This is a genomic window from Roseateles oligotrophus (assembly GCF_025717515.1).
In the GTDB taxonomy this organism is placed as follows: domain Bacteria; phylum Pseudomonadota; class Gammaproteobacteria; order Burkholderiales; family Burkholderiaceae_C; genus Paucibacter_A; species Paucibacter_A oligotrophus.
Genome location: NZ_JAJIRN010000013.1, coordinates 118,721 through 127,953, shown reverse-complemented (window position 1 = coordinate 127,953; position 9,233 = coordinate 118,721). Strand labels below are relative to the sequence as shown.

At 63.1% G+C, this 9,233-nt stretch carries 10 protein-coding genes; 4 read left to right on the top strand and 6 right to left on the bottom strand.

Translation table 11 applies throughout. From position 1 onward, the window contains the following. Window positions 1-370, top strand: a 370-nt coding sequence (locus LNV07_RS24690; protein WP_263573870.1) for an ABC transporter ATP-binding protein, incomplete at its 5' end; no start/stop codon positions are given. Here the strand turns inward: LNV07_RS24690 and LNV07_RS24685 are convergent. Beyond that, complete coding sequence (locus LNV07_RS24685) at window positions 355-525, bottom strand: hypothetical protein (protein WP_263573869.1); 171 nt, start codon at window positions 523-525, stop codon at window positions 355-357. The two genes, LNV07_RS24690 and LNV07_RS24685, sit on opposite strands and share 16 nt — an antisense overlap. A gap of 514 nt (window positions 526-1,039) precedes the next feature. Here LNV07_RS24685 and edd point away from each other — a divergent pair. Then, complete coding sequence (gene edd / locus LNV07_RS24680; protein ID WP_263573868.1) at window positions 1,040-2,857, top strand: phosphogluconate dehydratase; 1,818 nt, start codon at window positions 1,040-1,042, stop codon at window positions 2,855-2,857. 38 nt (window positions 2,858-2,895) lie between these two features. Beyond that, window positions 2,896-3,528: a bifunctional 4-hydroxy-2-oxoglutarate aldolase/2-dehydro-3-deoxy-phosphogluconate aldolase gene (locus LNV07_RS24675; protein ID WP_263573867.1), complete on the top strand. Its 633-nt coding sequence runs from the start codon at window positions 2,896-2,898 to the stop codon at window positions 3,526-3,528. On the opposite strand, the gene LNV07_RS24670 is transcribed toward LNV07_RS24675, so the two are convergent. The 4 genes from LNV07_RS24670 to LNV07_RS24655 form a co-directional block, all read right to left on the bottom strand. Then, window positions 3,525-3,956 carry a hypothetical protein gene (locus LNV07_RS24670; protein ID WP_263573866.1) on the bottom strand — a complete coding sequence of 144 codons (432 nt, stop codon included), beginning with the start codon at window positions 3,954-3,956 and terminating at the stop codon, window positions 3,525-3,527. The genes LNV07_RS24675 and LNV07_RS24670 overlap by 4 nt on opposite strands. A gap of 20 nt (window positions 3,957-3,976) precedes the next feature. Then, window positions 3,977-4,624 (bottom strand): DsbA family oxidoreductase, encoded by a 648-nt coding sequence (locus LNV07_RS24665; RefSeq protein WP_263573865.1) that lies wholly within the window; start codon window positions 4,622-4,624, stop codon window positions 3,977-3,979. A gap of 15 nt (window positions 4,625-4,639) precedes the next feature. Continuing rightward, window positions 4,640-5,551, bottom strand: coding sequence for a DMT family transporter (locus tag LNV07_RS24660; RefSeq protein ID WP_263573864.1), 912 nt, complete (start codon window positions 5,549-5,551; stop codon window positions 4,640-4,642). Window positions 5,552-5,634: 83 nt separating this feature from the next. After that, window positions 5,635-5,955 (bottom strand): c-type cytochrome, encoded by a 321-nt coding sequence (locus tag LNV07_RS24655; protein WP_263573863.1) that lies wholly within the window; start codon window positions 5,953-5,955, stop codon window positions 5,635-5,637. Window positions 5,956-6,092: 137 nt separating this feature from the next. Between LNV07_RS24655 and LNV07_RS24650 the strand changes: the two genes are divergently transcribed. Beyond that, window positions 6,093-6,341 carry a TIGR04438 family Trp-rich protein gene (locus tag LNV07_RS24650; RefSeq protein WP_263573862.1) on the top strand — a complete coding sequence of 83 codons (249 nt, stop codon included), beginning with the start codon at window positions 6,093-6,095 and terminating at the stop codon, window positions 6,339-6,341. A gap of 39 nt (window positions 6,342-6,380) precedes the next feature. On the opposite strand, the gene LNV07_RS25485 is transcribed toward LNV07_RS24650, so the two are convergent. Next, window positions 6,381-9,140 (bottom strand): HD domain-containing phosphohydrolase, encoded by a 2,760-nt coding sequence (locus LNV07_RS25485; protein ID WP_318013805.1) that lies wholly within the window; start codon window positions 9,138-9,140, stop codon window positions 6,381-6,383. Between the last annotated feature and the right edge of the window lie 93 nt (window positions 9,141-9,233).

Here is a 9,233-nt window from a genome sequence, read left to right as displayed (position 1 = left end):
CGACATCGACAAGGTGTTCGGCATCTTCCCTCGCCTCAAAGAGCGGCGTTTGCAACTGGCCGGCACGATGTCGGGCGGCGAGCAGCAGATGCTGGCGATGGGCCGCGCCTTGATGACGCAGCCGAAAGTGCTGCTCTTGGACGAACCGTCGATGGGCCTGAGCCCCATCATGGTGGACAAGATCTTCGAGGTCATCAACGACATCCACAAGCAGGGTGTGACCATATTGTTGGTGGAGCAAAACGCCAGCCGCGCGCTGCAGATTGCCAACCGGGGCTATGTGATGGAGTCGGGCCTGGTGACGATGACGGGCGAGGGCAAGACGCTGCTGGATGATCCGAAGGTCAGGGCGGCTTATCTGGGGGAGTGAGCGCCGGGCTCCGCAGCCAATACCCACTTGACCAGGCTGCGGAACAAGGCTTCTCTCGGGTAGCCGCGTTCGCTGGTGCTGGCGTGCATCCAGCTGCTGAGGTGGCGCTCGCGCGGCGGGTCAATATACGAATGGGCGGCGCGGGTCTCGGCCAAGAGGCTGCTGCCGGGCAGTATCGCGTCGCGGCTGAGTAGCTGCCCACCACGCCGGCGATAGAGACCAGGTCGGTGACGGCCTAGGGCAGGTCTTGTCGCGATTGCTGCAAGGACAGTGCGCGCAAACTTGTCAGCTCATCCAAAGGGGGCTGAGCAGATCGACCCGGCGTTCAGCCAACAAGGCTTCGCTGCCTCCCGTCATCGCCAGCGACTCCTATCTGTGGGAGGCTATCTGCTCCTTGCGTGCCGCCCAATCTTCGTGGGAGACGGCCGCATTGCCGATCCTTGCCAATCCTTACTGATGCGCCGGTCTCTCCCGATAAATTTTTTGTCTAGGTGCGCGCTGACCGTTGCGGGCATCAGCTTGGTCGGCAGCGTAGCGGCGCAAGCCGGTGTTGCCAGAGCGGGCGATGGTGATATCGCAGCGCCTGTACCTCGGATGTAACCCGCAGCGGGCGAAATCTTGTAATATGGTTACCAACTTTCACCTCTCCGAGTTACATCGGTCGTGTAAATGAACCAGACATTACTCACCGTCACCGAACGGATTCGCCAGCGCAGCGCCGCTACCCGTAGCGCCTATCTGGCCGGTATTGACCGCATGGCCGGCCGCAAGCGCGGCATCGAGCGCATGGGTTGCGCCAATGTGGCCCATGCGGTGGCGGCGATGCCGGCCAATGACAAGCTGCGCATCGTGGCCGAAAAGGCGCCGCATCTGGCCATCATCACGTCCTACAACGATATGTTGTCGGCCCACCAGCCCTATGAGGTCTACCCCGCGCTGATCCGCGACGAGGCCCATAAGCAGGGCGCCACCGTGCAGGTGGCCGGCGGCGTGCCGGCGATGTGTGACGGCGTCACGCAAGGCTTTCCCGGCATGGAGCTGAGCCTGTTCTCGCGCGACAACATCGCGATGAGTACGGCCATCGGCCTCAGCCATGATGTGTTTGACGCGGCGCTGCTCTTGGGCATCTGCGACAAGATCGTGCCCGGTCTCTTGATCGGTGCCTTGCACTTCGGCCATCTGCCTTGCGTCTTTGTGCCGGCCGGCCCGATGAGCAGCGGCCTGCCGAATAACGAGAAAGCCAAGGTGCGCGAAAAGTTCGCGCAGGGCCTGGTCGGCCGTGACGAGCTTTTGAAGGCCGAGTCCGCCGCCTATCACGGCGCCGGCACCTGCACCTTCTACGGCACCGCCAATAGCAATCAGATGTTGCTGGAGGCCATGGGCTTGCATGTGCCGGGTGCCGCCTTTGTCCACCCGCATGACCCGCTGCGCGAGGCGCTGACCCGCGAGGCGGTGCGCAATGCCCTGGCCATCACGCACAAGATGCGTTACACGCCGATCGGCCGCTTGGTCGATGAGCGGGTGATCGTCAACGCGATGGTTGCACTCTTGGCCACCGGCGGTTCCACCAATCACCTGATCCACTGGGTGGCGGTGGCGCGGGCGGCCGGCATCATCATTGACTGGAGCGACTTCTCGGAGTTGTCCGGCATGACACCGCTGCTGTCACGCGTCTACCCGAACGGCGCCGCCGATGTGAACCAGTTCCAGGACGCTGGCGGCCCCGCTTTTGTGATCCGCGAGTTGATGGACGCCGGCCTGATGTATGCCGACGTGACGAGCGTGGCCGGCGATTCGCTGCGTCCGTTTGCGCGTTTGCCAAGCCTGGGCGAAGGGGGAGGCGTGGTCTGGCAAGACCTGGCCCCGGCCAGTGGCGACGAGGCGGTGGTGCGCACCGCTGCCGCGCCGTTCAGCCCCACCGGCGGCCTGAAGCTGCTGGACGGCAACCTCGGCCGCGCGGTGATCAAGACCTCGGCCGTGCCGGATGACCGCCATATTGTCGAAGCGCCGGTGCGCATCTTTAGCTGCCAGGATTCGATGTTGGCCGCCTTCAAGGCGGGCGAGTTGGAGCGCGATGTGGTTGTCGTCGTGCGCTTTCAGGGCCCGCAGGCTAACGGCATGCCCGAGCTGCACAAGCTGACACCACCGCTGGCTGTTCTGCAGGGCAAGGGCTTCAAGGTCGCCTTGGTGACCGATGGCCGCATGAGTGGCGCCTCGGGCAAGATTCCGGCCGCCATCCATGTTTCGCCCGAGGCCTTGGCCGGCGGGCCGCTGGCCAAGCTGCGCGACGGCGATGTGGTGCGCATGGACGCCGTCAACGGCGATTTGCTGGCCCTGGTGCCGGCGGCCGAATGGGCGGCGCGTGAACTGGCCACCATCACGCCCGAGCAGGTGGAGGAGAACGGCCATGGCCTGGGCCGTGAGCTGTTTGCCGGCCTGCGCCGCAATGTCAAGAGCGCCGAAGAAGGCGCCATCAGCTGGCTTTGAGTCCCGGCTCTGAAGATTCACCAAAGAAAGCAGCAAGCATGAGCATTTTGAACACCCTGAGTTTGGCCAGTTACGGCCCGGTGATCCCGGTCATCGTGATCCAGCGTCTGGAAGACGCCGTGCCCCTGGCGCAGGCCCTGGTGGCCGGCGGCGTGCGCGTGCTGGAGGTGACGCTGCGCACTTCTTGTGCCTTGCAGGCAATGGAGGCAATGGCACGCGCGGTGCCCGAGGCCATCGTTGGCGCCGGCACGCTGCGCACGGTTGAAGATGTGCGGGCGGCGCGCAATGCCGGCTGCCAGTTCGGGGTCAGCCCGGGCTTCACCGACGCGATCGGCGCGGCCTGCATCGAGCAGGGCCTGCCTTTGTTGCCGGGCGTGTCGACCGCCAGCGAAGTGATGCAGGCGAATGCCGCCGGCTACAGTTTTTTGAAGCTGTTCCCGGCCGTGGCGGTGGGTGGCATCAATCTGCTCAAGGCGCTGGGCGGCCCGTTCGCCGATGTGGCGTTTTGCCCCACCGGCGGCATCACGCTGGAAACCGCGCCGCAATTCTTGAGCCTGCCTAACGTCAAGGTTTGTGGGGGCTCTTGGTTGACGCCGCAAGATGCGGTCGATGCGGGCGACTGGGCACGCATCACCCGGCTGGCTGCTGAAGCCGCCGCAATCAAGCGCTAAGGCTTAGGTTCGGCGTCGGCGATGTTGAGGCCTTGCTGCGCCAGCCAGGCAAGGCCTTCTTCGACGCAGGCACTGTTGCGATAAGGCGCTATTTGCACGGCTCGTTCGGCCAGCTTGCGTACCATGGCCGCATGAAATCGCGAGGGCAGAACATCGGTCACAGCGACCATGCCGTGATTGACGCCATCGGCAAAAAACGCCCACCAGGCCTCTAGGGCTTCGGGCGTGCCGCCGTCCCAATCGCGGGCGTCGCTGAGTAGCCCCCAATGCCTTGTTTTGTCCCCGCTCCCGCGCTCTCGCCACAAGGCCAGTGCCGCGCGGTGCAGATTCCTGGCCGCAACTTCGTTCCAGGCGCCGCCATAAACCGCCATCAACACATCGCCTTGCCAATGCAGCGAGTAGCTGCCGTGTTGCGCCCATTTGCTCATGTCGACGCCTCCAAGTGAAATCAATCCGCAGCGGACTCCGCAGCGATTTGCCGCAAGGCTTGCTCGAAGACATCGGGCGGCTGTCCGCCCGAAATCAAATGGCGCCGGTTGATGATGACGGCAGGCACCGAGCTGATGCCCTGTGCCTGCCAAAAAGCCTCGGCCTCGCGCACCTCGTCGGCTAAATCGTTCGAGGCCAAGAGCCGGGCTGCCGCTTGGGCGTCGAGGCCAACGCCAACTGCGGCCTCCAGCAGCACCGCGTGCGAACCCGGGTTTTTGCCCTCGGTGAAATAAGCCTTCAGCAGGGCCAGCTTCAAGCGCTGCTGCAAATCTGGGTTTTGCTGGCCGGCCCAGTGCAAGAGTCTGTGCGCGTCAAAGGTGTTGTAGATGCGGTCGCGTGCACCCTTGGTGAAGGCAAAACCAAGTTCCGCGCCGCGCTGGCGAATCGCCTCACGGGTTTGCTCCAGCTGGGCCGGCGACGCGCCGTATTTGCGCGCCAAGTGAGCGTTGATTTCCTCACCTTCGGCAGCCATTTGCGGGTTCAGCTCGAAGGGCTGGAAATGCAGCTCGACCTTGAGCTCGGGCAGCTTGAGCAGTGCCTGCTCCAGTGACTTGAGGCCGATGGCGCACCAGGGGCAGGAAACGTCCGAGACAAAATCGATTTGCATGGCCGAGACTTTAGCTCAGCTAACGCTCTGTCGCACCGGCCAAGTTGCCAGCAGTACGCCGGCCAAGGCCAAGGCGTAGGCGCCGGCCTGCACCAAGCCGAGTCGTTCTCCCAGCGCCAAGCCGATCAAGCCGGTGGCGATGGGTAAAAACACCATGAAGACGCCGGCTCGGGCGGCCGGCACCTGGCGCAGCCCCGTCATCCACAGCCAGACGCTGACCATGCTGGCCGCCGCCGCGTAAAAGGCCAGCAAGCCCCAGTCGGCCACGCGGGGTCCGGCGAAATCAAAGCCCCAGGCCTGCCACAGGCCCAAGGGTGTGACCAAGATCAGGCCCCATAAATTGATCAAGGCACTGATGCGGCGCGCGGAGATCTGCGCCGTCAGGCGTTTGCCTATCACCACATAACTGGCCTCGCAAAACGTGGCCGCGAGCAGCAGGCCCGCCCCCAGCGGTGTGGCAAGCTCGGCCCCTTGCGAGGGGCTGCGGCTCAGCGCCACCAGGCTGATGCCGGCCACGCCGAGCAAGACGGCCAGCCAGCCGCGCGCGCCGATTTTTTCGCGCAGAAAAATCCAGCTGAGCAAGGCGACGGCGGCTGGAATGCCGGCCAGTATCACGCCGGCGACGATGGCCGAGCTGTGGCGCAGGCCAAACAGCAGGCAGATCGAGAACAGAAAGTTGCCGATGAAGGACTCGAAAAACAGCAGCCAGCGCGTGCGGCCATCCAGCGCCGGCTCGGTCGGCCCGCGCTTGAGCCAGGACCGCATCAGCAGCGCAGCGATGCCGAAGCGCAGCCAGGCCAGCAAGAACACCGGGAACACCAGCAAGAGCAGCTTGGACAGGCCCACATAACTCCCCACCAGGCTGGTGCTGAGGGCAAGGGCGGCGTAGGCCCGCCATGGGGTCGACCTCAAAGAACTGCTGGGCATGGGTTCAATCCGGCCTGGTTCCATTCGATTGCGAAAAAAAACCCGGCCTTAGGCCGGGCTCGGTTTTCTTCAGATCACCGAACTCACTTGGCAGCCAGCACCCAGGCAGCCAGGGTCTTGGCTTCATCGGCCGACACTTGAGCATTGGCCGGCATAGGCACCGGGCCCCAGACGCCGGAGCCACCCTTGACGATCTTGTCGGCCAGTTTGGCGACGGCTTCCTTGTCCTTGGCGTATTTGGCCGCCACGTCCTTATAGGCCGGGCCGACAATCTTCTTGTCGACGGCATGGCAGGCCATGCAGTTCTTCTTTTGCGCCAATTCGGCGTTGGCGAAGGCCGACGGCGCCAAGGCGATGGCTGCCAAGGCGGTCAAAGCGGGTAGAAAAGTCGTGGAGAATTTCATGAGGTCCTTTCGGTTACAAACAAAAATACTGACGGCCGGTCCAGGCTTGAATGTGAACTACAGTTTGCCAAGGCCAAACTTGACTCATTCTAGAGGCCAAGCCGGTGTTGACCGGGCATTCAATCGGAGAACTATTCATGTGGTTTGTTGCTATCGGCGTACTGACGCTGCTTCTGAAGCTGTTGGGCGTCGCGCCGGTCGCGGACTGGAACTGGCTGCTGGTGCTGGCCCCGTTCGGTGCGGCTGTGCTGTGGTGGGCCTGGGCCGATTCAAGCGGCCTGACCCGGCGCAAGGCGATGCAGCGCATGGAAGACCGCAAGGCCGCGCGGCGGGAGAAGAATATCGTAGCGATGCGGCAGGGCGATCCGAAAAAGAAGCGCCCTTGATGCGCCCTTGATGCGCACTTGATGCGCGCTGAGGAATGCCTATTCCTCGTCCTTGAAACGTTGCCGAATCGCCAGCACTTCGTCCCAGCGAGCGAAGAAGCAGTCCACACAGCGCGGATCAAAATGGGTGCCGCTATGGCTTCTTAAATGCTCGGCCGCTTGTTCCAGCGACCAGGCTTTTTTATAGGGCCGCTCCGAGGTCAGCGCGTCAAACACGTCGGCCACCGCGACGATGCGGCTGAAGATCGGGATTGCTTCGCCGATCAGGCCTTGCGGATAGCCGCTGCCGTCGAATTTTTCATGATGACCGAGTGCAATCGCCGCGCCCGTCTGCAAGACCATTGATGAGCTGTCTTTCAGAATTTCATGTCCGATCTGGGCATGTCGTTTCATCACTTCGAACTCTTCCGGCGTCAAACGGCCCGGCTTGAGCAAGATGGAGTCGGTGATGCCGACCTTGCCGATGTCGTGCATCGGAGCGGCCTCCAGCAGCAGTTGCCGATCGGCATCCGGCAAACCAAGACCTTGGGCAATCAGCTCCGAATAATGGGCCATGCGCAGGATGTGCGCACCGGTTTCCGGGTCACGGTACTCGGCCGCTTTGGACAGACGCACGACGGTTTCGCGTTCACGCGCCAGCACCTCTTGCGTGGCCTTGGCGACCTCGCCGGCCAGCCACTCGGCCCGATCGGCCAGCTTGGCTTGGGCCAATTCCAGCTCGAGCAGGGCCTGATTGGCTCGCTGTTGGGCGGCTTCGGCCAGCGCGTAGGCGCCGGCGTTTTCGAGTGCAATTGCACCGTAGGAGCAAAGCGTTCGGCAAATGGCCGCTTCGCGTTCGCCGTAGGCATCGGCATTTATGGCCTGCACCGACATCACACCCAGCAAACGCTCGCCGATAAATAGCGGTGTGAACAGCATGCTGAGCATCTCGATCGGCCCTAGCAAGGATTCGGGATGAAGCGATTTGTTGGCTCGACCCGTGCCGAGTTGCAGCCCTTCGCGGGCGCATTGGGCGGTGTAGGAGTCGGGGTGATTCAGAGGGATTCGCGGGGCCTTGAATTCGGCCGCACCCGAGCTCGCGAAGGCCGCGCTCAGGCTGTCTCCGCCTGCATCAAGCAAATAGACGAAGAAGGCACACACGTCCATCAGTTGCTCAAGATGGCGATGGAAGGTGGAGAAAATTGCTTCGGCCTTCAGATTGCCGGTCAACTCAAGCCCGATCTGACTCAGCACCTGCAGTGTGGCGCTGGCTTCTTCCAAGGCCTGGGCTCGCTGTGCCTGTGCCTCGGCCAGTTCACGCTGGCTCCTTGCCTCGGCGCGCGCGCGCTCGCTGTCCTGGCGCACCAGCAAGGACTCCGCACGATTGCGGGCCTGTTCGAGTCTTTTATTGCTGCGTGCTTGGGCTGCGGCCTGTCCATAGGTCAGCGCCTGTTGCTCATCCCCGCTGGCAGCATAGGCATTGGCCAACTCGTTGAGCAACTCGGAGGGCACGACATAGGCCTCAATACCGGCGGCAACAGCCAGCGCTTGTTTCAGGTAGTGCAAGACCGGGTTGGCTTCGCTCATGTCTGCGGGCGCGGGCAAGACATAGGTCTGGTACAGCTCGGCAAAGACCCGCAAGATCTTCACCTGATCATCGGTGCCGCCTTGCTGGCGTGCCAGCTTCAGTGCCGCAGTCACCTTGTTCAAGGCTTCTTCGGCCTGACCCAGCCGGCAAAGCGCCACCGCTTGGCCGCTCCACGAGCGGTAAAGATAGGCGGCACTGCGCCCCGATGTGGCTTTTTCCTCGGCCCTGCAGAAATGAACCAGCGCCACATCGGGCGAGCCGGTTTCGAGCGCCAGGTCGCCCAAATACAGCTGAGTCAGCATATGGCCTTGCGAGGCAGGCAGGTCTTGCAGCACCAGCAGGGCTTCATTGAGCGTGGACCTTGCGTCGGTATGGCGGCCCAGCAGGCGCTGGATGTTGCCGGTCTGCATCAAGGCCAAAGCCAGTGGCGCCGGCCAACCGGCGCTGCGGGCCGCGCTCAAGCCGCGCTCACCCCATTCCAAGGCCGCGTCCATATCGCCCAGCGAGGCCAATGCGTCGGCCGCATTGCCCGCAGCATAGATGGCCAGGCGTAACTGGCCGGTCTCGGTTGCTGCGTTGAAGGACTGCACAAAGAACTGGCTGCCGGCGCTGAGCGCGCCCGTCAGACTGGCCAGGATGGCTTGCGAGCTGGCCAAACAAGCGCTGGCGGCCAAACCAAGCGTTTGGATGCGTTGCCCATCAAACAGCTCGCAAAGGCATGCCGCCGTGGCGGGGGCATCGCGAAATGCGGTCAGCGCCAAGTCGCGTGCTTGGGCTGCGGCCAGTCGTTCGCCATCGCCGCAGATGCGGTAGTCCTCTATTGCGGAATTCAAAAACTCATCGCCGCGCCTTGTGTCCCCACGCTCTTGACACACGACAGCCAAGTTGGAGCGAGCGTCCCCTAGACCGACATGGTCGCCAATCTGCTCGAAGAAGGCCAAGGCTGATTCGGCCAATTGCTCGGCCGTCTCGAGCTGCCCATACAGCCAACTGACCTCGGCGCTGAGCAGGCGCAAGCGGGCGCGCTGGCCTTCTTTGTCGAGCTCATCCAGGTGCTGCGAGTTCGAAAGCAGCGACTCTGCTTCAGCGGCCAGGATCAATGCGCGGTGGCTGTCACGTTGGCGCAATTGCCAGGCCATGGGGATCAGCAGGTCCAAGCGTTGCACGCCGACCAAATCGTTCAGCCCGGCCTCCATGGCCTTGACGTCCTGATTGAGAGCGAACCATTCCATGCTTGGCCTTGATGAGCGGTGATTGTGCCCGCTCAGTTTCGCCGAAATAGACCGCGGCCAGTCAATCGAACTGGGTGTCTTTGGGCCTCATTT